At 72.7% G+C, this 24,615-nt stretch carries 23 protein-coding genes; 12 read left to right on the forward strand and 11 right to left on the reverse strand.

Translation table 11 applies throughout. The features are described from left to right. Positions 1-64 precede the first annotated feature (64 nt). The 7 genes from O7634_RS04390 to O7634_RS04420 form a co-directional block, all read right to left on the reverse strand. Positions 65-1,621, reverse strand: a complete 1,557-nt coding sequence (locus tag O7634_RS04390; protein ID WP_278148882.1) for a trypsin-like peptidase domain-containing protein — start codon at positions 1,619-1,621, stop codon at positions 65-67. 62 nt (positions 1,622-1,683) lie between these two features. Further along, positions 1,684-3,246, reverse strand: a complete 1,563-nt coding sequence (locus O7634_RS04395; RefSeq protein WP_278148883.1) for a HAMP domain-containing sensor histidine kinase — start codon at positions 3,244-3,246, stop codon at positions 1,684-1,686. Further along, positions 3,243-3,944 carry a response regulator transcription factor gene (locus O7634_RS04400; protein ID WP_110561683.1) on the reverse strand — a complete coding sequence of 234 codons (702 nt, stop codon included), beginning with the start codon at positions 3,942-3,944 and terminating at the stop codon, positions 3,243-3,245. Before O7634_RS04400 ends, O7634_RS04395 begins: the two co-directional genes overlap by 4 nt. A 115-nt stretch (positions 3,945-4,059) precedes the next feature. Continuing rightward, positions 4,060-4,671, reverse strand: coding sequence for a PadR family transcriptional regulator (locus tag O7634_RS04405; RefSeq protein ID WP_278148884.1), 612 nt, complete (start codon positions 4,669-4,671; stop codon positions 4,060-4,062). Continuing rightward, on the reverse strand, positions 4,668-5,492 hold the full coding sequence (locus O7634_RS04410) for a DUF4097 family beta strand repeat-containing protein (RefSeq protein WP_278148885.1): 825 nt from the start codon (positions 5,490-5,492) through the stop codon (positions 4,668-4,670). Before O7634_RS04410 ends, O7634_RS04405 begins: the two co-directional genes overlap by 4 nt. A 236-nt stretch (positions 5,493-5,728) precedes the next feature. Next, positions 5,729-6,664: a lysophospholipid acyltransferase family protein gene (locus tag O7634_RS04415; protein ID WP_278148886.1), complete on the reverse strand. Its 936-nt coding sequence runs from the start codon at positions 6,662-6,664 to the stop codon at positions 5,729-5,731. After that, positions 6,661-7,449 carry a GNAT family N-acyltransferase gene (locus O7634_RS04420; RefSeq protein WP_278148887.1) on the reverse strand — a complete coding sequence of 263 codons (789 nt, stop codon included), beginning with the start codon at positions 7,447-7,449 and terminating at the stop codon, positions 6,661-6,663. Before O7634_RS04420 ends, O7634_RS04415 begins: the two co-directional genes overlap by 4 nt. Positions 7,450-7,600: 151 nt before the next feature. Here O7634_RS04420 and O7634_RS04425 point away from each other — a divergent pair, with 151 nt between their 5' ends. From O7634_RS04425 to O7634_RS04455, 7 genes are all read left to right on the forward strand, one after another. Then, positions 7,601-8,248: a hypothetical protein gene (locus O7634_RS04425; protein WP_278148888.1), complete on the forward strand. Its 648-nt coding sequence runs from the start codon at positions 7,601-7,603 to the stop codon at positions 8,246-8,248. Between the two features lie 140 nt (positions 8,249-8,388). Continuing rightward, positions 8,389-9,324 (forward strand): ABC transporter ATP-binding protein, encoded by a 936-nt coding sequence (locus O7634_RS04430; RefSeq protein WP_278148889.1) that lies wholly within the window; start codon positions 8,389-8,391, stop codon positions 9,322-9,324. Further along, positions 9,321-10,133 (forward strand): ABC transporter permease, encoded by an 813-nt coding sequence (locus tag O7634_RS04435; protein WP_278148890.1) that lies wholly within the window; start codon positions 9,321-9,323, stop codon positions 10,131-10,133. Before O7634_RS04430 ends, O7634_RS04435 begins: the two co-directional genes overlap by 4 nt. 254 nt (positions 10,134-10,387) lie before the next feature. Beyond that, positions 10,388-14,149, forward strand: coding sequence for a multifunctional oxoglutarate decarboxylase/oxoglutarate dehydrogenase thiamine pyrophosphate-binding subunit/dihydrolipoyllysine-residue succinyltransferase subunit (locus O7634_RS04440; RefSeq protein WP_278148891.1), 3,762 nt, complete (start codon positions 10,388-10,390; stop codon positions 14,147-14,149). Between the two features lie 119 nt (positions 14,150-14,268). After that, a complete protein-coding gene (locus tag O7634_RS04445; RefSeq protein ID WP_278148892.1) occupies positions 14,269-14,454 on the forward strand; it encodes a DUF6104 family protein in 186 nt (61 codons plus the stop codon). A 240-nt stretch (positions 14,455-14,694) separates the two neighbouring features. Then, positions 14,695-16,764: a phosphate acetyltransferase gene (gene pta / locus O7634_RS04450; protein WP_278148893.1), complete on the forward strand. Its 2,070-nt coding sequence runs from the start codon at positions 14,695-14,697 to the stop codon at positions 16,762-16,764. After that, the gene (locus tag O7634_RS04455; protein WP_278148894.1) at positions 16,761-17,876 is read left to right on the forward strand and encodes an acetate kinase; all 1,116 of its coding nucleotides are present in this window, start codon (positions 16,761-16,763) and stop codon (positions 17,874-17,876) included. The genes pta and O7634_RS04455 overlap by 4 nt, the downstream gene beginning before the upstream one ends. A gap of 87 nt (positions 17,877-17,963) precedes the next feature. On the opposite strand, the gene O7634_RS04460 is transcribed toward O7634_RS04455, so the two are convergent. Next, entirely contained in the window at positions 17,964-18,137 is a 174-nt protein-coding gene (locus tag O7634_RS04460) for a hypothetical protein (protein ID WP_278148895.1), read from the reverse strand. A gap of 158 nt (positions 18,138-18,295) precedes the next feature. Here O7634_RS04460 and O7634_RS04465 point away from each other — a divergent pair, with 158 nt between their 5' ends. Together O7634_RS04465 and O7634_RS04470 are read left to right on the forward strand one after the other, a co-directional pair. Beyond that, on the forward strand, positions 18,296-19,180 hold the full coding sequence (locus O7634_RS04465; RefSeq protein ID WP_278148896.1) for an alpha/beta hydrolase: 885 nt from the start codon (positions 18,296-18,298) through the stop codon (positions 19,178-19,180). Between the two features lie 102 nt (positions 19,181-19,282). Further along, entirely contained in the window at positions 19,283-20,248 is a 966-nt protein-coding gene (locus tag O7634_RS04470) for a dienelactone hydrolase family protein (protein WP_278148897.1), read from the forward strand. Between the two features lie 164 nt (positions 20,249-20,412). Here the strand turns inward: O7634_RS04470 and O7634_RS04475 are convergent, their stop codons facing one another. The 3 genes from O7634_RS04475 to O7634_RS04485 form a co-directional block, all read right to left on the reverse strand. Then, positions 20,413-21,375, reverse strand: a complete 963-nt coding sequence (locus O7634_RS04475) for a zinc-binding dehydrogenase (protein WP_278148898.1) — start codon at positions 21,373-21,375, stop codon at positions 20,413-20,415. A 36-nt stretch (positions 21,376-21,411) separates the two neighbouring features. Next, entirely contained in the window at positions 21,412-22,590 is a 1,179-nt protein-coding gene (locus O7634_RS04480; protein WP_278148899.1) for an NADP-dependent malic enzyme, read from the reverse strand. 143 nt (positions 22,591-22,733) lie between these two features. After that, the gene (locus O7634_RS04485; protein ID WP_278148900.1) at positions 22,734-23,084 is read right to left on the reverse strand and encodes a S24/S26 family peptidase; all 351 of its coding nucleotides are present in this window, start codon (positions 23,082-23,084) and stop codon (positions 22,734-22,736) included. A gap of 84 nt (positions 23,085-23,168) precedes the next feature. Here O7634_RS04485 and sodN point away from each other — a divergent pair, with 84 nt between their 5' ends. Genes sodN through O7634_RS04500 form a run of 3 tightly spaced genes read left to right on the forward strand, consistent with a single transcriptional unit; the run spans position 23,169 to position 24,531 of the window. Further along, positions 23,169-23,573 (forward strand): superoxide dismutase, Ni, encoded by a 405-nt coding sequence (gene sodN, locus O7634_RS04490; RefSeq protein ID WP_278148901.1) that lies wholly within the window; start codon positions 23,169-23,171, stop codon positions 23,571-23,573. Next, positions 23,570-24,091, forward strand: coding sequence for a GNAT family N-acetyltransferase (locus tag O7634_RS04495; RefSeq protein WP_278148902.1), 522 nt, complete (start codon positions 23,570-23,572; stop codon positions 24,089-24,091). Before sodN ends, O7634_RS04495 begins: the two co-directional genes overlap by 4 nt. A 32-nt stretch (positions 24,092-24,123) precedes the next feature. Continuing rightward, positions 24,124-24,531, forward strand: coding sequence for an ATP-binding protein (locus O7634_RS04500; protein WP_278148903.1), 408 nt, complete (start codon positions 24,124-24,126; stop codon positions 24,529-24,531). The last annotated feature ends 84 nt before the right edge of the window (positions 24,532-24,615 follow it).

Here is a 24,615-nt window from a genome sequence, read left to right on the forward strand (position 1 = left end):
CGGAGCCGACCCCCTCGGCCCCGCCACCCGCCGCCGGAGGGAGGAAGCAGGTTTCAGATGTCGGTCAGGACGTCTCGGCGAGCGTCACGGACACGGTCTTCTCGACACCGTTGCGCTTGAACTGCACCTCGACCCGGTCGCCGACCTTGCCGGCCTGCACCGCGCCGACCAGGTCGTCGGAGTCGTTCACCGGCTTGTCGCCGAACCTGGTGACCACGTCGCCACGCTGGAGACCGGCCTTCTCGGCCGGGCTGCCCGGGGTGACCGACGCGACGAGCGCGCCGCCGCCCTCGGCCGGGTTGACGCCGACGCCGAGCGACGGGTGGCTCACCTTCTCGCCGCGCTGGAGCTTGCCCGCGACGTCCTTGGCCTTGTTGCTGGGGATGGCGAAGCCGACGCCGATGTTGCCGGTGCTCTGCCCGGAGGTCGCGATGGCGGTGTTCACGCCGATCACCTCGCCCCGGGTGTTGACCAGCGCGCCACCGGAGTTGCCGGGGTTGATCGGGGCGTCGGTCTGGAGCAGGCCGGAGATCGAGCTGACCGGCTGGCCCTGCCGGGTGGGGTCCTGCGGCTGGCCCTCGCCGGCCCGGATGGTGCGGTCCCGGGCGCTGAGGATGCCCGAGGTCACCGACCCCTGGAGGCCGAGCGGGCTGCCCAGGGCGAGGACCTGGTCGCCGACCTGCATGGCGTCGCTGTCGCCGAACGTCGCCGCCTTGAGGTCGCTCACCCCGTTGGCCTTGACCACGGCCAGGTCGGTCTTCGGGTCGGTGCCGATGATCTTCGCGTCGGCGGTCTTTCCGTCGGCGAAGACCACCCGTACGGCGTCCCCGGCGGCGGAGGCGACCACGTGGTTGTTGGTCAGCACGTAACCGTCGGCGCTGAGCACCACCCCGGAGCCCTCACCGCTGTCGGTGGTGATCGAGACGACGCTGTCCTGCACCGATGCGGCGATCTTGGGCAGGTCGGCGCCGTTGATCACGGGTGCCGCCGAGTAGGTGCGGGTGACGCCGCCGCTGTCGCCGTCGAGGGCGAGCGCGAGCGCCCCGCCGGCCACGCCGGAGCCGAGCATGAGCGCGAACACCGCGACGCCGGCGCCGGCGAACTTGGCGATCCGGCCCGGCCGGGGACCGCTGCCGGGCGGCGCGACCTGCGGGCCCCACGGCGGGACCGGCTGGCCCGGGTGCTGCTGGTGCTGCCCGGGGTGGTGCTGGTGGTGTTGCTGGTACGCCACACCCGGCTGGCCCGCGCCGGCCCAGCCGGACTGCTGGCCCTGGTACCACTGGGCGCCGGGGTAGTGGCCGGCGGCCGGCTGCGGGTAGCCGGGCTGGCCGGACGTCGGGTGGCCGGAGACCGGGTACGGCGGCGCGGAGGGGGTGGCGGCCGGCGGCTCGTACCCGGTCGGCTGGGCGGTGGCCGGGGCAACCCCGCCCGGCTGGCCGGCGTACCCCGAGGGGCCGGCGGTGGTGGTCTCCGGGTCGCCGGTGGTCGGGACGACCGGCACCGGAGTGGTCGGTGAGTCGGACTGCGCGCGCTCGTCGCGCGGCAGCTCGGCGGTGGGGTGCGACGGCTCGGCGTCGGTGGGGGCCGGCCGGCGCTGCGGGTCGGACTCGAACTCGGTCATGGCACTACCTTCTCCCCCCGCTCTGCGTTCAAGCTGGAACCGTCCTGGAAGTTGGCTGAAAGTCACTCGGCCGGCCCGTCGCCCTGGTGCAGCAGTGGCAGCCGGACCCGGAAGGTGGCCCCGCCACCGGGCGTCTCGGCCACCTCGACCGAGCCGTGGTGGGCGGCGACGAGCGCGGCGACGATGGCCAGGCCGAGGCCGGTGCCGGTGTTGCCGTCGGCCCGCCGGGTCCGCGCCGCGTCGGCCCGGTAGAACCGTTCGAAGACCCGCTCCGCCTGCTCCGCCGTCAGGCCGGGTCCGGTGTCGGCCACCTCCACGACGGCGAAGCCACCCGGTTCGGCGCGCAGGCGCACCCGGATCTCGGCCTCCGGCGGGGTGTGCGTCAAGGCGTTGGTGACCAGGTTGCCGATGACCTGACGCAGCCGCGCGTCGTCGGCGGAGACGACGAGCGGGCCCGAATCGGACTCGATCTCCAGCTCGATCCGCCGGTCCGGGGCCACCACCCGCGCCGCCTGCACCGCGTCGGAGGCGAGCACCGGCAGCTCCACGGGGGTCAGCGCGAGCGGTCGCTCCCGGTCCAACCGGGCGAGCAGCAGCAGGTCCTCCACCAGGAGTCCCATCCGGGCCGCCTCGTCCTCGATCCGGCGCAGCAGGCCGGCGGTCTGCTCCGGCTCGCGGGCCGCGCCCTGCCGGTACAGCTCAGCGAAGCCCCGGATGGTGGTCAGCGGCGTCCGCAGCTCGTGCGAGGCGTCGGCGACGAACTGGCGCATCCGTTCCTCGGAGCGGATGGCGCGCGCCTCGGACGCCTGGGCGGCGACAGCGGCGTCCCGGGCGGCGCTCTCCGCCCAGCGCGCCGAGGTCTCCGACGCGGCCCGGGCGGTGAACGCCGCCTCGATCTGGGTGAGCATCGCGTTCAGGGCACGGGAGAGCCGGCCCAGCTCGGAGGTCGGATGCTCCTCACCCTCCTCCGGGTCGGGCACCCGGCGGGTCAGGTCACCGCCGGCGATGGCGGCGGCGGTGCGTTCGATCTCGACGAGGGGTTTGAGGCTGGTCCGCACGATCGCCGCGCCGACCGACGCCAGCATGATCAGCACCGCTCCGCCGACCAGCAGGTCGATCCAGGCCAGCCGCTTCACGGCGAGATCGACGTCGGTCAGGTGCTGGCCGATCGCGGCCACCTGACCGTTGGGCAGCTCCGTGTAGAGCATCCGCCAACGCACCGAGCTGTCCCGGGCGCGGACGGTGCGCGGCACGCCGCCCTGGGCCGCCTCCTGCGTCTCGAACCCGCTGGCGTCGTTCGGCCACGGTGGCAGGTCGTCCACCCGGAAGCGGGTCTTGTCGTACACCGGTCTCTGCACCTGGCCGGTCGCCGGGGTGGTCAGCACGACCACGTAGTCGCTGGGCAGCGAGACGGAGTCCGTCGACGGCGTGATGGACTGGATCCCCTTGGCGGAGCTGCGCAGCTCCCAGTCGATCTGGTCGACCAGGTAGTTGTGCAGGAAGTACGCGGTCGACACGCTGATCACCAGCAGCGCGACGGCGACCAGGGCCAGCACCGAGGTGACCAGCTTGATCCGCAGCGGTACGCCCCGGACCCGTCCCTTCGCCTGCTGGACCGGGTTCACGCCGCCGGCTTGCGCAGCACGTATCCGACGCCGCGGAGGGTGTGGATCAGCCGAGGCTGGGTGGTGTCCACCTTGCGGCGCAGGTAGGAGATGTAGGACTCGACGATGTTGTCGTCACCACGGAAGTCGTAGTTCCAGACGTGGTCGAGGATCTGCGCCTTGGACAGCACCCGGTTGGCGTTGAGCATCAGATAGCGCAGCAGCTTGAACTCGGTGGGCGAGAGCTGCACCCGCTGCCCGGCCCGGTGCACCTCGTGGGTCTCCTCGTCCAACTCCAGGTCGGCGAAGGTGAGCCGGGACGGCGCCTGCTCGCCGGTCGTGGTGCGGCGCAGCACGGCGCGGATGCGCGCGGTCAGCTCCTCCAGGCTGAACGGCTTGGTGACGTAGTCGTCGCCGCCCAGGGTGAGCCCACGGATCTTGTCGTCGGTGGCGTCCCGGGCGGTCAGGAACACCACGGGGGTACGCGTCCCGCCCTCGCGGAGCATCCGGATGACCTCGAAGCCGTCCAGGTCGGGGAGCATCACGTCGAGCACCACCAGGTCGGGCCGGTGGTCCTTGGCCGCGTGCAGCGCCGCGCTCCCGCTGGTCGCGGTGGCCACGTCGAAGCCCGCGAACCGTAGGCTCGCGGAGAGCAGTTCGAGGATGTTGGGGTCGTCCTCGACGACGAGCAGACGCGCCTCGGTCTGGGTAGCGGGCATGCGCCCATCATCGGTGACGTCACTGCGTCAGCGCTGGACGCTTCCTGCAAAAACCCTGTGAGTCGCCGGCCACCCCTTGCGGCCCGCGTGGTCGGTGTGCGGCGCGGTGGGGTGGTCAGCGCAGCAGGCGGCGCAGCCCGTCCAGGGCGCCGTCGAGCAGCCGGACGGCGGTGCGTAGCTGGGTGTCGCTGAACTGCCGGCCGCGGACCAGCCGACCGACCTCGGTGGTGAAGGCGGCGAGGCGCTTGTCGAGGTCGTCGAGCAGGTCGGCCTGCGGCCCGGCGGACGGCCCCGGCCGGGGTGGCGGGGCCGGCGGCTCCCACCGGGCCCGCCGGGTCTGCCGGGTGGCCTCGCTCAGCTCCCGCTTGAGGTCGCGTACCGAGCCGCGCACCTCGCTGCGGATCTCGCCGGCCAGGCTGGAGAGGTCGGCCACCGAGGCGGCGATGTCCGCCTCCAGCGCGGTCAGCTCGTCGGCGCGCTGGCGCAGCTCGGCACGGCCCGCATCGGTGATGTCGTACGTCTTGCGGCCCCCGGCCGCGGTGTGGCTGACCAGGCCCTCGGCCTCCAGCCGTTGCAGCCGTGGGTAGATGGTGCCGGCGCTGGGCGCGTACAGCCCGAGGAACCGGTCCTCCAGCAGGCGAATCAGCTCGTAGCCGTGCTTCGGGCCGTCGTCGAGGAGCTTGAGCAGGTAGAGCCGGAGCCGCCCGTGGCTGAACACGGCGGTCACGGCAGCCCCTCCCCGTCGTCGTCGACCGCTCGGGCGAGCAGGGCGATGCTCCCCGAGGTCGCGGAAGCCCAGAGCTTACCCTCGCCGGCGCCGAGCACCCCCTCACTGCTGGGCAGCGGGAACGTCGAGGTGTGCAGTTGCGGGAAGCCGCTGGTGATCCGGCCGGAGGCGGTGTTCAGCCGGACGGCGAGGTCGCTGTCCTCCCGGACCCGGACGGTGATGCCGCCCGAGATGGTGGTCAGCGTGATGTCGCTGCGCCGGGGATTGTCCAGGTCGCAGGTGATGGCGCCGGACACGGTCTGGGCGCGCACCCGCTCGGCGGCGCTGTCGGCGAGGATCACCTCACCGGAGACCGTCTCCAGGCTGAGGTCGCCACGGACGCCGAGCGCCTCCACCGGCCCGGAGGTGATCGTCGCCGCGGTCTCGCCCCGCAGACCCATCAGGGTGATCTGACCGGAGACGACGTTGACCCTGGTCCGCCGGCGCAGGCCGGACGCGACGAGCGACCCCGCCACCAGACCCAGGTCGGCGAGGACGTCGGCGGGCACGGCCACGGACACGTCCACCCGCGGGAAGCGGTGCACGGACCGGAACCAGCCCAGCACGCCCGACCAGCCGCGACCGCGCTCCTGGCGGATGCGGAGCCGGCCGTCGGCGTGGTCGATCAGGATCGGGCGGCGGCCGACCTGGGTGACGTCGATGCGGGCCGGGCCGTCGGTGGCGACCACGTTGAGGCGTCCACTGATGAGCTGGACGTCCAGCCGGAACACCGGACCGTCCATGGTGAGCCGCTGCGGACTCTCGACCGTCCATCCGGCCATGGCTGCTCCCCTCTCGGCGACGCGGCAGAGCGCGCGCTTCCCCGGGGAGACAGTAACGCGATACATCGCGATAGCACAAGACAGTCGCGAGGGTGGCAGTGCCACCGCGCGCCACGATCGCGCTCGATCCTGGTTGTAGTGGCATCCCACGCCGACCAGGGCCACCACTTCCCGGAACGAGCGCGATCTTGGCACGCCGCAGGGCGCACGCCGTGTGGCTCGTGGCAGCGGCTCGCTCAGGCCGCCAGGTCCAACTCACGATCGGCGGCGGTCGGGACCGGCACCACGGGGGGCGCCGTGGGCACCGGCCGCAGCCGGGCTCGTGGCGGGCCAGCCGCCGCCGACACGAGGTGTACGGCGGACTCGGCGGCCCGGGCCAGCAACCGCCGGTCGGCGTCCCGGGCCGGGTGCAGCGCGCTGGCGATCGTCACCGAGACCACAAGTTCTCGCGCCGCCATCACCCGGACCACCGACCGCAGCAGGGTGTCCGCACCGAGGAAGGCCGCCACCGTGGTGGTCGTTCCGGTGGCCCGGCAGCGGTAGGAGATCCGCAGCGGCACCACCGGGCTGCCCGCGTCGATGGCGGCCTGGAACATCGCCGGGCGGAAGCCCCTGCCCGGGCGGCAGTCATCGGCGTCCGTATCGGCGCACCACGTGGTGCCCTCCGGAAAGACAGTCACCGACCGCCCGGCGCGCAGCGCGTCGGCGAGCCGGCGCACCGTGCCCGGCAGCTCCCGCGGCCGGGCACGGTCCACGAACACGGTGCCCGCCGCCGCGGCCAGCAAGCCGACCACCGGCCAGGAGCGGATCTCCCGCTTCGCGACCATCCGGGTCGGCGCGACGGCGAGCACCGCGAGGATGTCCAACCAGGAGACGTGGTTGGCGACCAGCAGCGCCCGCCGCCGGGGCAGCCGACCCCGGAGCACCAGGCGGACGCCGAAGGCCCGGATGGTCGCCCGCGCCCAACCGCGCACCGCCGCCTGCCGTTCCTGGGTCGGCAGCACCGGCAGCAGCACCACCAGGCCGACACCGGCCAGCAGCATGCCGAGGGCGGCGACCGACCGGAGCACCCGGCGGGACACCGACGCCGTGGGCACCGCGCCGGCCGCCGGCAGGCAGTCGTCGTCGCAGCCCGAGGTGGGCCGCCACAGGTCGTACGCCGCGCTGTTCATGCCGCCTCGCCGAGGAAGTGCCGCAGGTAGCGCGGGTTCATCCGGTCGAGCGAGAACAGCACGTAGAAGTCCGCGCAGTCGAAGTCGCTGTCGTACGACGGCTCGCCGCAGATCCACGCGCCGAGCCGGAGGTAACCGCGCAGCAACGGTGGCACCGCGACCCGCCCGCCCGACTCGACGACACCGGACGGGTTGCCGGTTCGCGCGCGGGGAGTGGCCTGCTCGCCGAACCAGGGCCGCAGCGGGCGCACCCGCAGCGGCGGCGGCGACAGGTGCCGACTCTGCGCCTGGGTCCACACCTCGGCGACCGTCCGCCCACCGTCGGCCACCGGCACCGAGGCGCAGCCACCGAGCCAGCGGGAGCCGCGCAGGTGCAGGTAGCGGGTGAGGCCCGCCCACATCAGGTTGATCACCGCGCCGGACCGGTGCGCCGGGTGCACACAGGACCGGCCCGTCTCGACCAGGTCGTCGCGGAGCGGGTCGAGCGCCCGCAGGTCGAACTCGCCTTCGGCGTACCGCCGGTCGGTCCGTCCCGGCGGCAGCAGCCGGTACGTGCCGACCACCTCGCCGGTGCTGTCCTCCCGGACGATCAGGTGGTCGCAGTACGCGTCGAAGGGATCCACGTCCAACCCGCTCTCACCGGGCAGGAGGGTGGCGCCGAGCTCGGTGGCGAACACCTCGTGGCGCAGGCGTTGCGCGGCCGCGACCTGGGTGGGGTCGTCGGCGATCAGCAGGGTGTATCCGCTGGTCGTCAGGGGTGCGCCAGCGGCATGCAGAACGGCCATGGCATCTGTGTAAGGGCCTCGGGTTGCCATCCACGGGCACCACTGGTGTCGGCAGGGTGAACGCCGGCCGGCGGATGCGCCGCGCGCCGGTCGTGCGAGGCTCGCCTGACGAATTGGCATCGGCGCCGGTTCGCCGCACCGGAGGTCGACAATGCGCATCGAGTCCCGCCACAACGGCCCGCCCGGCTCCGGCAACGGCGGCTGGAGCGCCGGCGTCTTCGCCACCGCCGCCGGCGACACCGGGCCGGTCGAGGTGACGCTGCGCCGGCCGCCGCCCCTGGACACCGAGCTGACCTACGCCGACGGCGAGGTCCGTGACCCGGCCGGCGAACTGGTCGCCGAGGTCCGTCCGGCCGGGGCGATCGATGCCGTCGTACCCCCGGTGGATCTGGTGACCGCGGCGGCCGCCGCCACCCGCTACCCCGGCCTGGTCGAACATCCGTTTCCCGGCTGTTACGTCTGCGGGCCGCAGCGGGCCGACGGGCTGCGGATCTTCCCCGGCCGGCTGGCGGACGGGCGGACGGCCGCCCCGTTCCGCGCGCCCGAGGGGGTGAGCACGGCCACGGTCTGGGCGGCGCTGGACTGCCCCGGCGGCTGGACGGTGCTCGCGCCGGGGCGCCCGTACCTGCTGGGGCGGATCGGCGCCGTCGTCTCCGCGCTGCCGGAGCCGGGCGACGAGTGCGTGGTGACCGGCGCGCTGCTCGGCGTCGACGGGCGCAAGGCGTTCGTGCACACCAGCCTGTACGGGCCGGACGGCGCGCTGCTCGGCGCGGCGCGGGCGACCTGGATAGCCCGCTGAGGCCGGCTGGTCGTTCGCAGGGAGGACCCGCCTCCACCCCGCGACGGAGGCGAACATACTGACCGCGCCTGATTGACCTTGCTGCCACGGGCCGTCACGCTGTGCCACGGCGTTCCTCTACGCCACACGGGAGGAGAATGATGACTGACGGGCAGCGAAGCCCCACCAGCGACGGTCAGATCGTGGTGTCCGGTCTGACGAAGCAGTACAAAAACGTGCGGGCGGTGAACGATCTGTCCTTCACCGTGGCACCGGGGCGGGTCACCGGCTTCCTCGGCCCGAACGGCGCCGGTAAGACCACCACGCTGCGCATGCTGCTGAACCTGGTCACGCCGACCGCCGGCACGGCCACCATCAGCGGCCACCGGTACGCCGACCTCACCGACCCGCTGCGGCACGTCGGCGCGGTGCTGGAGGCATCCAGCGCGCACAAGGGCCGCACCGGCATCAACCACCTCCGGGTCATCTGCGCGGCGGCGGGGCTGCCGAAGCAGCGGGCCGACGAGGCGCTGGCGATGGTCGGGCTGACCCCGGCGGCCAAGCGCAAGTTCAAGGGCTACTCGTTGGGCATGAAGCAGCGGCTCGGGATCGCCGCGGCGATGCTCGGCGACCCGCGCGTGCTGATCCTCGACGAGCCGGCCAACGGGCTCGACCCGGAGGGCATCCGGTGGATGCGGGGCTTCCTCAAGGGTCTCGCCCAGCAGGGCCGCACCGTGCTGGTCTCCAGTCACCTGCTGTCGGAGATGCAGCTGCTCGCGGACGACGTGGTGATCATCGCGGCCGGGCAGCTGGTCCGGCAGGGGCCGGTCGACCAGGTCCTCGGCTCGATGGCGCAGAGCGCCCGGGTCCGGGTCCGCACCCCGCAGGCCGAGGCGCTGACCGCCGCCCTGAAGGCGCAGTCGGCGACCGTCGAGACCGACGAGCACGGCACCCTGCTGGTCGCCGGGGTGGACGCCCCGACGATCGGCCGGTCCGCCCTGGCCGCCGGCGTCGAGCTGCACGAACTGACCACCGAACGGCCCGACCTGGAACGGGTCTTCCTGGAGCTGACGGCCGGAAAGGCGGGCATCCGATGAACCTGGTCCGAGCCGAACTCCTCAAGATCCGCACCACCAGCACGTGGTGGTGGCTGGCCCTCGGCGCGTTGCTGTCGATCGCCCTGGCCTTCGCGTTCAACGCCTGGTACGCCGTCACCGTCCTCGGCGGCGACGGCGGGGACCTGGGCGCCAGCCCGGAGCAGTCCACGCCGGCCGCGCAGGCGGCGAACCTCTACACCTCAGGTCAGTACCTCGGGCTGATGTTCGTGATGCTCATCGGCATCCTGATGGTCACCAACGAGTTCTTCCACCAGACGGCGACCACGACGTTCCTCACCACCCCGCGGCGGACCTCGGTGATCGTCGGCAAGCTCATCGCCGCGAGCCTGCTCGGGTTCTTCTTCTGGCTGGCGACCACCGTCGTCGACCTGGCCGCCGGCTCGATCTTCCTGTCCCTCAACGACTACGGCGCCCAGCTCGGTGAGTGGCCGGTGCAGCGGGCGCTGCTGTTCAACCTGCTCGCGTACGCCATCTGGACGATCCTCGGCGTGGGCATCGGCACGCTGATCACCAACCAGCTCGGCGCGGTGATCACGGCCGCGGTGCTCTACCTGGTCGGCACCCAGGTGATTGGTCTGCTGTTCCTGCTCCTGTCGAACGTGCTCGACAGCGAGGCGGTGCTCAAGTGGCAGGTGATCTGGCCCGCTGTGGCGTCCCAGGTCATGATCACCGAGGGCCAGTCGGAGTTCGTCCCGGCCTGGTGGGTCGGCGCCCTGGTGCTGTTCGGCTACGCACTGGTCAGCGGCGTCGTCGGCGTCCTCATCACGCGGCGTCGCGACATCGCCTGACAGCGCTTGCGACCCCGGGACGGCGGCGAACGGCCGGCCGTCCCGGGGTCGGCGCGTGTAGCACCACCACGGCGCGTGCGCAGGCGTTGACGAACTTCTGGCGTCTTCTGTGAAACCGGCCACGGGAAGCAGGCGGAAATGCCTGCGGGATCGGTACGGCGTAGCCTGGAACCGTCCCGTCTGTGCTCCTGACGGAAGCTCAGCGGACGCACCGCGTGCCACACAAACCCGCGTGAAAGAGGCGATTACCGGCCGTGTCGACCCAGCAGACTTCGCAGGATAACCCACTAGCGGGTTTCGGCCCGAACGAGTGGGTCGTGGAGGAGATGTACCAGCGCTACCTCGCCGACCCGTCGAGCGTCGATTCGGCCTGGCACGACTTCTTTGCCGACTACCGGCCGGCCCCCGGAGCGGCCACCCCGCGCGGCGCCGAGTCGTCCGGCAAGCCGGCCGCCGCTCCCGAGCCGGACGGCCAGCCCGAGCCCGCCGCCCAGGTGAAGCAGCCGAGCGCCCCGGCCAAGCCGGCCACCGCGCAGGCCGCCCCCGGCAAGCCCGCCGCCACCACGGCCAAGCCCGCCGCCACCGCCGAGAAGGCCACCGCCACCCCGGAGAAGGCCGCACCGGCCAAGCCGGCGGCCAAGGCCACCGCGCCGACCGCCGACGGTCCGCAGACCACGCCGTTGCGGGGCGTCGCCGCGAAGATCGTCCAGAACATGGACGCCTCGCTGAGCGTGCCCACCGCGACGAGCGTGCGCGCCGTCCCGGCCAAGCTGCTCGTCGACAACCGCATCGTGATCAACAACCACCTCGCCCGGGGGCGCGGTGGCAAGGTTAGCTTCACCCACCTGGTCGGCTACGCGATGGTCCGGGCGCTGGTCCAGCACCCGGAGATGAACAACTCCTTCGCCGAGGCCAACGGCAAGCCCGCCGTTGTCCGCCCGCCGCACGTCAACCTCGGCATCGCCATCGACCTGGCCAAGCCGGACGGCAGCCGCAACCTGGTGGTCCCCTCCATCAAGGGCTGCGAGCAGATGGACTTCCGGCAGTTCTGGCAGGCGTACGAGGACGTGGTCCGGCGGGCGCGGCGCAACGAGCTGACCATGGAGGACTACTCCGGCACCACGATCTCGCTGACCAACCCGGGCGGCATCGGCACCGTGCACTCGATGCCCCGCCTGATGCAGGGGCAGAGCGCGATCATCGGCGTCGGCGCCATGGAGTACCCGGCCCCCTACCAGGGGATGTCCGAGGCCACTCTCGCCGAGCTGGCGGTCAGCAAGATCATCACGCTGACCAGCACGTACGACCACCGGATCATCCAGGGCGCGCAGTCCGGCGAGTTCCTCAAGGCCATGCACGAGCTGATCCTGGGCGAGCACGGCTTCTACGACCAGATCTTCACCGCGCTGCGCATCCCGTACGAGCCGGTGCGCTGGATGCGCGACGTGGCGGTCAACTCCGAGGGGCAGATCAACAAGACCGCCCGGGTGCACGAGCTGATCCACGCGTACCGGGTGCGCGGTCACCTGATGGCCGACACCGACCCGCTGGAATTCAAGATCCGCAAGCACCCCGACCTGGACGTCCTCCAGCACGGCCTCACCCTGTGGGACCTGGACCGCGAGTTCCCGGTCAACGGCTTCGCCGGCCGGCAGCGGATGAAGCTGCGCGAGATCCTGGGCGTGCTGCGCGACTCGTACTGCCGCCGGGTCGGCATCGAGTACATGCACATCCAGGACCCGGAGGAGCGGCGCTGGGTCCAGGAACGGATCGAGCGCAAGTACGAGAAGCCGTCCGCCGACGAGCAGAAGCACGTGCTCAACCGGCTCAACGCGGCCGAGGCGTTCGAGACCTTCCTCCAGACGAAGTACGTCGGCCAGAAGCGCTTCTCGCTGGAGGGCGGCGAGTCGCTGATCCCGCTGCTCGGCGAGGTGCTGGAGTCCGCAGCCGAGAACGGGCTCGACGAGGTCGTCATCGGCATGGCCCACCGGGGTCGGCTCAACGTGCTCGCCAACATCGTCGGCAAGCCGTACGAAAAGATCTTCTCGGAGTTCGAGGGGCACCTGGACCCGCGCTCGACGCAGGGCTCCGGCGACGTGAAATACCACCTGGGCCAGAACGGCAAGTTCACCACTCCGGACGGCGAGCACGCGGTCAAGGTGTCGGTGGTGGCCAACCCGTCGCACCTGGAGGCCGTCGACCCCGTGCTGGAGGGCATCGTCCGGGCCAAGCAGGACCGGATCGACCTCAAGCTGGAGGGCTACACCGTGCTGCCGCTGGCGGTGCACGGTGACGCCGCGTTCGCCGGGCAGGGCGTGGTCGCCGAGACTCTCAACCTGTCGCAGTTGCGCGGCTACCGCACCGGCGGCACCGTGCACGTGGTGGTCAACAACCAGGTCGGCTTCACCACCGCCCCGGAATACAGCCGGTCCAGCCTGTACAGCACCGACGTGGCCCGGATGATCCAGGCGCCGATCTTCCACGTCAACGGTGACGACCCGGAGGCCGTGGTCCGGGTGGCCCGGCTGGCCTTCGAATACCGGCAGACGTTCAACAAGGACGTCGTGATCGACATGGTCTGCTACCGCCGGCGCGGGCACAACGAGGGCGACGACCCGTCGATGTCCAACCCGCAGATGTACAAGATCATTGACTCGAAGCGCTCGGTCCGCAAGCTCTACACCGAGGAGCTGATCGGCCGCGGCGACATCACCGTGGAGGACGCGGAGGAGCTGCTGCGCGACTACCAGGCGCAGCTGGAGAAGGTCTTCAAGGCCACCCGGGACGCCGCCTCGGCGCCACGGCAGCTCAACCGGCAGCGCCGCGAGGAGGAGCCGGAGCCGCAGGTCGACACCGCCACCGACGCGTCGGTGATCAAGGCCATCGGCGAGGCACACGTCAACCTGCCCGAGGGCTTCACCCCGCACAAGCGGATCCAACAGCTGCTCGACCGGCGGGCCAAGATGTCCACCGAGGGCAACATCGACTGGGGCTACGGCGAGATCATCGCGTTCGGGGCGCTGCTGCACGACGGGGTGACCGTCCGGCTGGCCGGTCAGGACTCGCGCCGCGGCACGTTCGTCCAGCGGCACGCCTCGGTGGTCGACTCCCGCACCGGCGACGACTACCTGCCGCTGAAGTCGCTCACCGGCGACGGCGAGCGCTCCCGGTTCTTCGTGCACGACTCGCTGCTCAGCGAGTACGCGGCGATGGGCTTCGAGTACGGCTACTCGGTGGAGAACATCAACGCCCTGGTCGCCTGGGAGGCCCAGTTCGGCGACTTCGTCAACGGCGCCCAGTCGGTGATCGACGAGTTCATCTCGTCCGGCGAGGTGAAGTGGGGCCAGCGGTCCGCCGTCACCCTGCTGCTGCCGCACGGCCACGAGGGCCAGGGCCCGGACCACACCTCCGGTCGGCCGGAGCGGTTCCTCCAGATGTGCGCCGAGGACAACATGCGGGTGGCCATCCCGACCACCCCGGCGAACTACTTCCACCTGCTGCGCCGTCAGGCCCTGTCGCCCAAGCGCAAGCCGCTGGTGGTGTTCACGCCGAAGTCGCTGCTGCGGCACAAGCTCTGCGTCTCCTCGGTGGAGGACTTCACCACCGGCACCTTCCAGCCGGTGCTGCGCGACACGGCCGCCCCGGCGCCGGAGGCGGTGAAGCGGGTGCTGCTCTGCTCCGGCAAGGTCTACTACGACCTGTTCCAGGCCCGGCAGGAGCGCGGCGTCACCGACACCGCGATCATCCGGATCGAGCAGCTCTACCCGCTCCCGGTGGAGGAGATCCGCGCCGCCCTGGCGCAGTACCCGAACGCCGAGGACTTCGCCTGGGTGCAGGAGGAGCCGGCCAACCAGGGTGCCTGGTCGTTCGTCGCGCTCAACCTGCTGGAGCACCTCAGCGACGTCCGGCTGCGGCGGATCTCCCGCCCGGCCGCCGCCGCCCCGGCGGTCGGCTCGGCAAAGACGCACGACGTCGAGCAGACCGCGCTGATCGAGGCGGCTCTCCCCCGCCCGTGACCTGACCGCGCCGCGAGCCGGGGCAGGGCCGTCGACCACGGTCCTGCCCCGGCTCGCGTCGGTCCCACCCACCACCGACCCGCCCGGCCCGCGCCGGGCCGAGCACGAGGACGTACGCCGTGTACTTCACCGACCGTGGCATCGAGGAGCTGATCGAGCGCCGGGGCGACGAGCAGGTGACCCTGGAGTGGCTGGGCGAACGCCTGCGCGACTTCGTCGACCTCAACCCCGACTTCGAAACCCCCGTCGAACGCCTGGCCACCTACCTGGCCCGCCTAGACGACCCCGACGACGCCGACGCCTAACCCCCTCCCAACCCTCCCCCCCAGTCCCCGCCCTCGCCCCGTTGCCCTCCGCCCCGTTGATCATGAAGTTGGTCGGGCGTGTCGTCAGCGTGTCGCGCCATAACTTCATGATCAACGGGGCGGAGGAGGGGGCGGCGGGGGGGCGGAGGGGGGCGGCGGGGGGCGGAGGAGGGGGCGGGGCGGCGGGGGTAGGGCGGCGGGGGGCGGGTGTGGGGGTTGGGGATCTTCTAGGGTGGGGTTGTGGCTCGGAGCGTTTATCTGACCAGCGTGGGGGCTGGCGGGGGGAAGTCGGCGGTCGCGCTCGGGTTGGCGGAGTTGCTGTCCCGCCAGGTGGGGCGGATCGGCGTGTTCCGTCCGCTGGTGGCGTCCGGCGGGCCGGACCCGATTCTCGCCCTGCTCAGTGAGCGTTACCGGGTCGAGGTGCCGTTGGCCGACCTGGCCGGGGCCACGTACGCCGAGGCGGCGGCCATGGTCGCGGACGGTCGGCGAGAGCAGTTGATCTCCGGCATCGTCGAGCGGTACCGGGCGGTGGAGCGGCAGTGCCCGGCGGTGGTCGTGGTGGGCAGCGACTTCGACGACCCCGGTGACCCGGCCCATCCCCGGGAGCTGGCTTTCAACGCCCGGCTGGCCACCGAGTTCGGCAGTGTGGTGGTGCCGGTGGTGGACGGCTTCGAGCAGGACCCGGCGGCGGTCGCGGCGGCGGCGCGGGGGGCGTACCACGATCTTGCCGATCTGGGCGCCACGGTGCTCGCGGTGATCGCCAACCGGGTGACCGAGCCGATGACGTTGCCGGATCTGCCGGTGCCCGCGTACACCATCCCGGAGGTGCCGAGCGTGTCGGCGCCGACGGTGGCCGAGGTGGCGGCGGCGCTCGGCGCCACCCTGCTGGCCGGGGACGACGCCGCGCTGGGCCGGGACGTGCTGGACTTCGTGGTCGGCGCGGCACACGTGCCGACACTCCTCGACCACCTCACCGACGGCGCCTTGGTGATCACCCCCGGGGACCGGGCCGACCTGCTCGTCGCGGCCAGCGCCGCGCACGTGGCCGGGCAGGTGTCGGTGGCCGGTCTGGTGCTCACCCTCGGCGAGCAGCCCGACCCCCGGGTCATGCGGCTGGTGGAGGGGCTGAACACCGGGCTGGCGGTGCTCTCGGTGCCCAGCGACAGCTACGACACGGTGGCGGCGTCCAGCCGCATCGAGGGCCGTCCCAGCGCGGCCAATCCGCGCAAGGTGGAAGCCGCGCTCGGCGCGTTCGAACGTTGCGTGGACACGGACGACCTGGCCCGGCGGCTGCGGGTCAGCCGGTCGACCCGGGTCACCCCGCTGATGTTCGAGAACGAGCTGATCGACAGGGCCCGCTCGAAGCCCCGGCACCTGGTCCTGCCGGAGGGCACCGACGAGCGGATCCTGCGGGCGGCGGAGATCCTGCTGCGCCGCGGGGTGGCCGAGCTGACGCTGCTCGGGCGGCCGGACGACATCGCCCGGCGGACCCGTGAGCTGGGCATCGACCTCGGCGACGCGCATCTGGTGGACCCGGTCACCAGTGGGTGGCGGGACGACTTCGCCGCCGAGTACGCCCGGCTGCGCGCCCACCGGGGCGTCACCGCCGAGTTGGCGCACGACATCGTGGCCCAGCCCAACTACTTCGGCACACTGATGGTGGCCACCGGACGCGCCGACGGCATGGTGTCCGGCGCGACGCACACCACCGCCGCCACCATCCGGCCGGCCTTCGAGATCATCCGTACGCTCCCGGACGTCTCGGTCGCCTCCAGCGTCTTCTTCATGCTGCTCGCCGACCGGGTGCTGGTCTACGGCGACTGCGCGGTCAACCGCGACCCGGACGCCGCCCAGCTCGCCGACATCGCGATCTCGTCGGCCGACACCGCCGCCCGGTTCGGCATCGAACCCCGGGTGGCGATGCTGTCGTACTCCACCGGCAGCTCCGGCGCCGGCGCGGACGTGGAGAAGGTCGCCGCGGCCACCGCGCTGGTCCGGGAGCGCCGGCCCGACCTGCTGGTCGAGGGACCCATCCAGTACGACGCGGCGATCGACCCGGCGGTGGCGGCCACCAAGTTGCCGGGCAGCCCGGTCGCCGGCCACGCGACAGTCTTCATCTTCCCGGACCTGAACACCGGCAACAACACGTACAAGGCGGTGCAGCGCTCCGCCGGGGCGGTCGCCGTCGGCCCGGTCATGCAGGGCCTCCGCCGACCGGTGAACGACCTGTCCCGGGGCGCGGTGGTGCCGGACATCGTCAACACGGTGGCGATCACCGCCATCCAGGCGGCCACCGAGGAGGCGTCATGAGCCGGGTGCTGGTGCTCAACTGCGGGTCGTCGTCGGTGAAGTGGCGCACCTACGACGGGGACCGGGCGCTCGACCACGGCACCGTCGAGCGGGTCGGCGAACCCGGCGGCGGCCCGGCGAACCACACCGACGCGGTCCGGCAGATCCTGGACGGGCTGGACCTGACCGGGCTGACGGCGGTCGGGCACCGCGTGGTGCACGGTGGCCGTACCTTCAGCGCCCCCGTGCTCGTCGACGACCAGGTGCTCGCCGCGATCCGCGACCTGGTGCCGCTCGCCCCGCTGCACAACCCGGCCAACCTCGCCGGCATCGAGGTCGCCCGCGCGGCGCTGCCGGACATCCCGCAGGTCGCCGTCTTCGACACCGCGTTCCACCACACCCTGCCCGAGGCCGCCGCCACCTACGCGATCGACCGGGACACCGCCGAGCGGTACGACGTCCGGAGGTACGGCTTCCACGGCACCTCGCACGCGTACGTCTCCCGCCGCACCGCCGAACTGCTGGGCCGCCCGTACGGGGACCTGCACACCATCACCCTGCACCTGGGCAACGGCGCCAGCGCCTGCGCGGTGGCGAACGGACGCAGCGTCGCCACCTCGATGGGCATGTCGCCCCTGGAGGGGCTGGTGATGGGCACCCGCAGCGGCGACCTGGACCCGGCCGTGATCTTCCACCTGCGCCGGGAGGGCGGGCTGTCGGTGGACGACATCGACGACCTGCTCAACCACCGCAGCGGACTGCTCGGGCTGACCGGCGTCAACGACATGCGCGAGGTGCTCCAACGGCGGGCGGCCGGCGACCCGGCGGCGGCGCTGGCCTTCGACGTGTACTGCCGGCGCATCACCGAGTACGTCGGGGCGTACTACGCGCTGCTCGGCCGGGTCGACGCGATCACCTTCACCGCCGGGGTCGGCGAACACGCGGCGCCGGTGCGGGCCGCCGCGCTGGCCGGCCTGGACCGGCTCGGCATCACCGTGGACGACACCCGCAACGACGGCGTCGGCGACCGGGTGATCTCGCCCGAGGGCGCCGAGGTGGCCGTCTGCGTCATCGGCACCGACGAGGAGCGGGAGATCGCCCGGCAGACCCGCGACGTGGTCGGCGCGGCCTGACGCCTCCGCCGGCCGGGCGGCAGACCCGCCGCGCGCGGCCGGTCGACCGGCGCGGGCGGCCAGCCGGTCGCCAGCCGGCCGGCCTGATCAGCCGGTCGCCAGCCAGGCGATGAGGGCCACCAGCACCACCACGACGACCGCCCCGACGATGATGACCGGCAGACGGGAGGGGGCCTCGGCCGGCGCCGCGGCCTCCGGCGTCTGGGTGAAGGCGCGGAACGCCTCGGTGTTGCCGCTGGGGTCCGTGTAGTTCTCAGGCATGCCGGTGACCCTAGCGAAGCTGGTCACCGGCCACCGGCCCCGGCCCACGGCGTTCCAGCGGTAGGACCCGCCCGGTGGAGGCGACCCGACCGGGTGGCGGGTCCAGCCGAGCCGGACGGCGGGACCGGTACGCCCACCCCGGCACCTACCGTGGAACGATGGGGGCGGGACGGCTGTGTGCCGTACTGGTGACAGCGCTGCTGGCCGGCTGCGCGCCGGCCACGGCCGGGGCGGCCGGGGCGGTGTCGACGCGTCGAGCGCCCGAGGGGTCGTACGTCGTCGGCGTGCGTACGCTCACCCTCGATCCGCGCTCGGCGCGTCCGCTACCGGTGACGATCTGGTATCCGGCGTCGACCGACGGGGTGGCGGCCGGACGATTCCCCGTGGTGATCTACAGCCACGGGTTGGGTAGCCGGCCCGACCTGCACGCCGGGCTGACCACCCGCTGGGCGGCGGCCGGCTTCGTGGTGGCCGCGCCCGCCTACCCGCACACCCGGCAGGGCGCCGCGCACTTCACCAGAGCCGACGTCCGCAACCAGCCGGCCGACGGCTGGCGGCTGATCCGCCACCTGGGCGACCTCGACCGGGCCGGCGACGACCCGCTCGCCGGGCACCTCGACCTGACCTCGGTCGCCGCCGCCGGGCACTCGGCGGGCGGCTTCACCACCTCCGGCATGTTCAGCGAGGGCCACCCGACCCGACTGCGGTCCGGGATCGTCATCGCCGGCGGCGGACTGCCGGGCAGCTTCGCCGGACCGCCCGCCCCGGTGCTCTTCGTACACGGCACGTCCGACCCGGTGGTGCCGGTGACCGTCGGCCGGGCCGCGTACGCCCGCACCCGGGGGCCGGCCGTGTTCCTCAGCCTGCTCGGTCAGGACCACGGCGCGTACCTGACGCCCGGTCACCCGGGGTTCTTCCCGGTCCTCGCCACCACCACCGACTTCCTCCGCTGGACCCTCTACGGCGACCGGGCGGCCGGCGACCGTCTCCCCGCCGACGCCCGCTCCCCGCTGACCGGCTTCGAGGCCCGCCCGGCCCGGTGACCCGGTCCCGACCGGTCGTGCACACGATCGGCCGGTGAGCGGGAGGGCACAGCGCGTCGATGCCCACCTGGCCGACGCGTCCGGGAGGGCACAATCGGATTCATGTCGCCACGCGTCACCCCCGCCCTGCTCGCCACCGCCGTGCTGCTGGCCGGCCTGGTCGGCTGCTCCGCCGACGCCCGCAGGAGCGGGAGCTGGCAGCCACCGGCCGAGCCAGCACCCGCCGCCACGCCGACCCCGCGGGTAGCCGCCGGCAAGGCGCCGGAGCGTGCCTTCGCGGTCGGCGTACGCCAGCTCAAGCTGAACCGGGACGGCCGGGCGCTGCCCACGACGCTGTGGTACCCGGCGGTCGGGCAGTCCGGCGGCGCGGCCCGGCGGTCGGCGACCGCGGCGGAGGGCCGGTTCCCGGTGGTGATGTTCAGCCACGGGCTGGGTGGGCGGCCGGACGACTACGCGACGCTGCTCACCCGCTGGGCGGCGGCGGGCTTCGTGGTGGCCGCCCCGGCGTTCCCGCACACCTCCCGGGGCGGCGACAACAACGTGCTCGACGTGCTCAACCAGCCGGCCGACGTGTCGTACACGCTGGACCAGGTGTTGGCGTTGGACGCGAAGGCCGGCGACGCGCTGCGCGGCCGGTTGGACGGCGAGCGGGTGGCCGCGGCAGGGCACTCGGCCGGCGCGGTGACCACCATCGGGCTCTTCACCGCCAGCCGGGACGAACGGCTCGACGCCGGTGTGGTGTTCGCGGGCACCGCGCTCGGGGTGGGCACCGCGTTCGCCGGCGCCGCCGCACCGCAACTGTTCGTGCACGGCGAGCTGGACGAGGTGATCGACTACGCGGCGGGCAAGGCCGCGTACGACAAGGTGCCGTGGCCGAAGGCGATGTTGAGCCTGCCCAAGGGCGACCACGGTCGGGCGCTGCTCAGCGACGGCGCGACGCTACGGGTCGTCTCGGACACCTCGGTCGAGTTCCTGCGCTGGTCGCTCTACGGCGACGCGGCGGCGAAGAGGCGCATCCCCACCGACGCGACGCGCGGCGACATCGCCACCTTCGACGACCACCTCTGACGCCGCCGCCGCCCCTCGTCTGCGCGATCTTGCACTTTCGGCGGTGACATAGCGGGGCATGCTTCGTTAATCGACAACAGAAAGTGCAAGATCGCGCGGGGCGGCGCGGGGCGGGGCGGGGCGGGGCGGGGCGGGGCGGGGCGGGGCGGGGCGGGGCGCGGGCGTCAGGCGTCGTGGTCGATGACGATCTTGCCGAAGGCGTCGCCGGAGTGCAGGCGGGCGAAGGCGTCCTCGACCCGGCTGAAGCCGACCACGCTGTCCACCACCGGGCGTACCTCGTTGTCGGAGCAGAACTCCAGCAGCTCGTACAGCTCCCCGGGGGTCCCCATCGACGTGCCCAGGATCTCCAACTGCATCGCGAACACCCGGCGCAGGTTGACAGCCGGCTGGTGACCGGCTGTCGCTCCGGAGACCACGATCCGGGCCATCGGCGCGGCCGACTTCAGCGAGTGGTCGAAGGTCGCCGCGCCGACCGTCTCGATCACCACGTCGACCCGTTCCGGCAGCCGGGCGCCGGGCTCCACCGCGGTGGCGCCGAGGGCCGAGATCCGGTCCCGCTTGGCGGCGTCGCGGCTGGTCGCGTACACCCGCTTGCCCATCGCGACGGCGAGCGCGACGGCCGCGGTCGCCACGCCGCCGCCCGCGCCCTGCACCAGCACGCTGTCGGCGTCCGCGACGCGGCCCTTGGTGGTCAGCATCCGCCAGGCGGTCAGCCAGGCCGTGGGCAGGCACGCCGCGTCGGTCGCCGCCATGCCGTCGGGCAGTGGGATCAGGTTCGACCGGGGTACGGCGACCCGCTCGGCGAGCGTCCCGGGGAAGTGCTCGGAGAGGATGGAGACGCCGCGCGGGTCGCCCGGGGTGACGACCACCGGGTACACCACCACGGGGCGTCCGTCCGGGTCCTCGCCGACCGCGTCGCATCCCAGGATCATCGGCAGTTGCGCCTCGGTGAGACCCACCCCGCGCAGTGACCAGAGGTCGTGGTGGTTGAGCGAGGTGGCCCGCACCCGGACGGTCACCCAGTCGTCGGCCGGCGGGGTCGGCTCCGGCCGCTCGCCGACGGTGAGCGCGGCGAGCGGGTCGGCGTCGTCGAAGTGGGAGGCGAAGGCAGCACGCATGATCGGCACGGTAACAAGCTGAGCGCCCGTTAAGAAGTGGCGTGACTACCGGCGGGCCACGCCGTCGCGCCGGGCGGCTTCGGCGACCGCCTCGGCGACGGCGGGCGCGACGCGCGGGTCGAGCGGCGACGGGACGATCGCGTCGGCGGTCAGCGACTCGGCCACCACACCGGCGATGGCGTCCGCGGCGGCGACCTTCATCGCATCGGTGATCCGGGTGGCGCCGGCGTCGAGCGCGCCACGGAACACGCCGGGGAAGGCGAGCACGTTGTTGATCTGGTTGGGGTAGTCGCTGCGCCCGGTGGCGACCACCGCCACGTGCCGGGCGGCCACCTCGGGGTGCACCTCCGGGGTCGGGTTGGCCAGCGCGAACACGATGCCGTCGGGTGCCATGCCGGCCACCGCCGCCTCCGGGATCTGCCCACCCGAGACGCCGATCAGCACGTCCGCGTCGCGCAGCGCCTCGGTGATGTCGCCGTGCCGGCCGTCGGCGTTGGTGCTCGCCGCCAGCTCGGCCTTGGTGCCGGTCAGCTCGGTGCGGTGCCGACCGATGATCCCCCTGGAGTCGCAGACCACCACCCGGTCGCTGTCGACACCCCCGGCGACGAGCATCTTCGTCACCGCCACCCCCGCCGCGCCCGCGCCGCTCACCGCGACCCGCAGGTCGCCGAGCTTGCGGTTGAGCAGCGTCGCCGCGTTGCGCAGCGCGGCGAGCACCACGATCGCCGTGCCGTGCTGGTCGTCGTGGAAGACCGGGATGTCCAGCGCCTCGTCGAGCCGGCGCTCGATCTCGAAGCAGCGCGGCGCGCTGATGTCCTCCAGGTTGATGCCACCGAACGAGGGGGCCAGCGCGCGGACCACTGCGACGATCTCGTCCACGTCCTGGGTGTCCAGGCACACCGGCACGGCGTCCACCCCGCCGAACTGCTTGAACAGCACCGCCTTGCCCTCCATCACCGGCAGCGCGCCGCGCGGGCCGATGTTGCCGAGCCCGAGCACCGCGGAGCCGTCGGTGACCACCGCGACCGTGTGCGACACCCAGGTGTAGTCGTCCACCAGGGCGGGGTCGGCGGCGATCGCCTCGCACACCCGGGCCACCCCCGGGGTGTACGCCAGGGAGAGGTCCTCCCGACTGGTGAGCGGGACGGTGGAGGTGACGGCCATCTTGCCGCCTTGGTGCAGCACGAAAACGGGATCAGCGGGGTCCACGGTGGACGAAGACATGATGGTGACTCCAGGATCTGTCGAGCAGATGTGAGGCGGCGGGCCCGGCCGCGAGGTGGGCGGCGAGCGGTGGCACGCGGCGCGGGGGGTCACCCGGCACCTCCGAGCATAGTGTCGGCGCTACTCCCCGGATGTGAGCAGGGTCATAACTGCCGGCGAGGCACCCGTCCGGGGCGGGGCCAGTAGCGCGCCACCACCCGCGCGCGCACGTCGGCCACCCCGTACACCCGGGAGTCGTCGGTGACCAGCTCGTTGTCCCCCCGCAGCCACCAGCCGCCGTCCTGTGGCCGGACCGCACGCTTGACCACCAGCAGATCGGGACGGCTGCGGAAGACCGCGACCACCACGTCGCCGGCCCGGATCGGGCGACCGCCGGGGCGGACCAGCACCGCGTCGCCGTGCCGCAGCGTCGGCGCCATGGACGGACCGGTCACCAGGACGGCGGTCAGCGGCCCACGTAGCCGGAGGGCCTCCGCCGGGTGATCGGCCGGCACTGGTTTCACCTCCACCCCGTTCGGGGAGCACTCTCAGGAGTAATGTCGCCTTTGATCATCGCAAACTTCCCATGGAGGAATCCGATGCGACTTCCGCGCATCCTTGCGCCCCGCGTCACCGCGAGCGCTCACTGCGACCTGCCGTGCGGCGTCTACGACCCGGCTCAGGCCCGGATCGAGGCCGAGTCGGTCAAAATGATCTGCGAGAAGTACCAGGCGAACACCGACCCGGAGTTCCGCACCCGGGCGATCATCATCAAGGAGCAGCGCGCCGAGCTGGTCAAGCACCACCTCTGGGTGCTCTGGACCGACTACTTCAAGCCGCCGCACTTCGAGAAGTACCCGAACCTGCACACCCTCTTCAACGAGGCCACCAAGCTCGCCGGCGCCGGTGGCGTCAAGGGCAGCCTCGACCCGGCCACCGCCGACAAGCTGCTCGGGAAGATCGACGAGATCGCCAAGATCTTCTGGGAGACCAAGCAGGCGTGACCGCCGTGGTCACCCCGACGATCCGGCCGGCACGTCCCGAGGACGTGCCGGCCGTCGTCGCCATGGTGCACGATCTGGCGGAGTACGAGCGGGCCCCGGAGCAGTGTCACCTCACCACCGACCAGCTCACCTCGGCCCTCTTCGGGACCGCCCCGGCGCTCTTCGGCCACGTCGCCGTGGACGAGCACGACGCACCCCTCGGCTTCGCGCTGTGGTTCCTCAACTTCTCCACCTGGGCCGGTGTGCACGGCATCTACCTGGAGGACCTGTACGTCCGGCCGGCCGCGCGGGGCAGCGGGGCGGGTCGACTGCTGCTCGCGACGTTGGCCGACATCTGCGTACGACGCGGCTACCGACGGCTGGAGTGGTGGATGATCCACTGGAACCCCGCCGCCGGCTTCTACGCCTCGATCGGCGCGGAGCAGATGACCGACTGGGTCCCCTACCGGCTCAGCGGCGACGCGCTGCGGGAGCTGGCCGATCAGGCCAGCACCGCCGGCAGGCGTACGGACCACTGACCGGGTAGAGTCCCCGACCGGGGGGATGAGGCGTGACTCAACTGACTGGCCAACCAGTGACCGACGACGACGTGGTGCACCTCACGGTGCCTGCCGACGGCGGTTACCTCGGCGTGCTCCGCACCGCCACCGCCGGTCTCGCGGCCCGGTTGCAGTTCGCGCTGGACGAGATCGAGGATCTGCGCATCGCCGTCGACGAGGCGTGCGCGATGCTGCTGGCCATCGCCACCCGGGACGCCGAGCTGGAGTGCCGATTCGCCGTCACCGACGACGCGTTGACCATCGAGGTGACGGTGCCGACGGTGCGCGGCGCGATGCTGCCCGCCGAGTCGTCCTTCGCGTGGAAGGTGCTCACCGCGCTGACGAGTTCGGCGTCCGCCTCCGCCGCCGACGGTCGGGCCACGATCGCACTGCTCACCCGCCGCTCCGGCGGCTACTGACCGGCGCCCGCCGGCGGCCACTGACCGGCGCCCGCCGGCGGCCACTGACCGGCGCCCGCCGGCGGGTGTGTCCCTCGGGTCGGC

Source organism: Micromonospora sp. WMMD1120, assembly GCF_029626235.1.
GTDB lineage: Bacteria > Actinomycetota > Actinomycetes > Mycobacteriales > Micromonosporaceae > Micromonospora.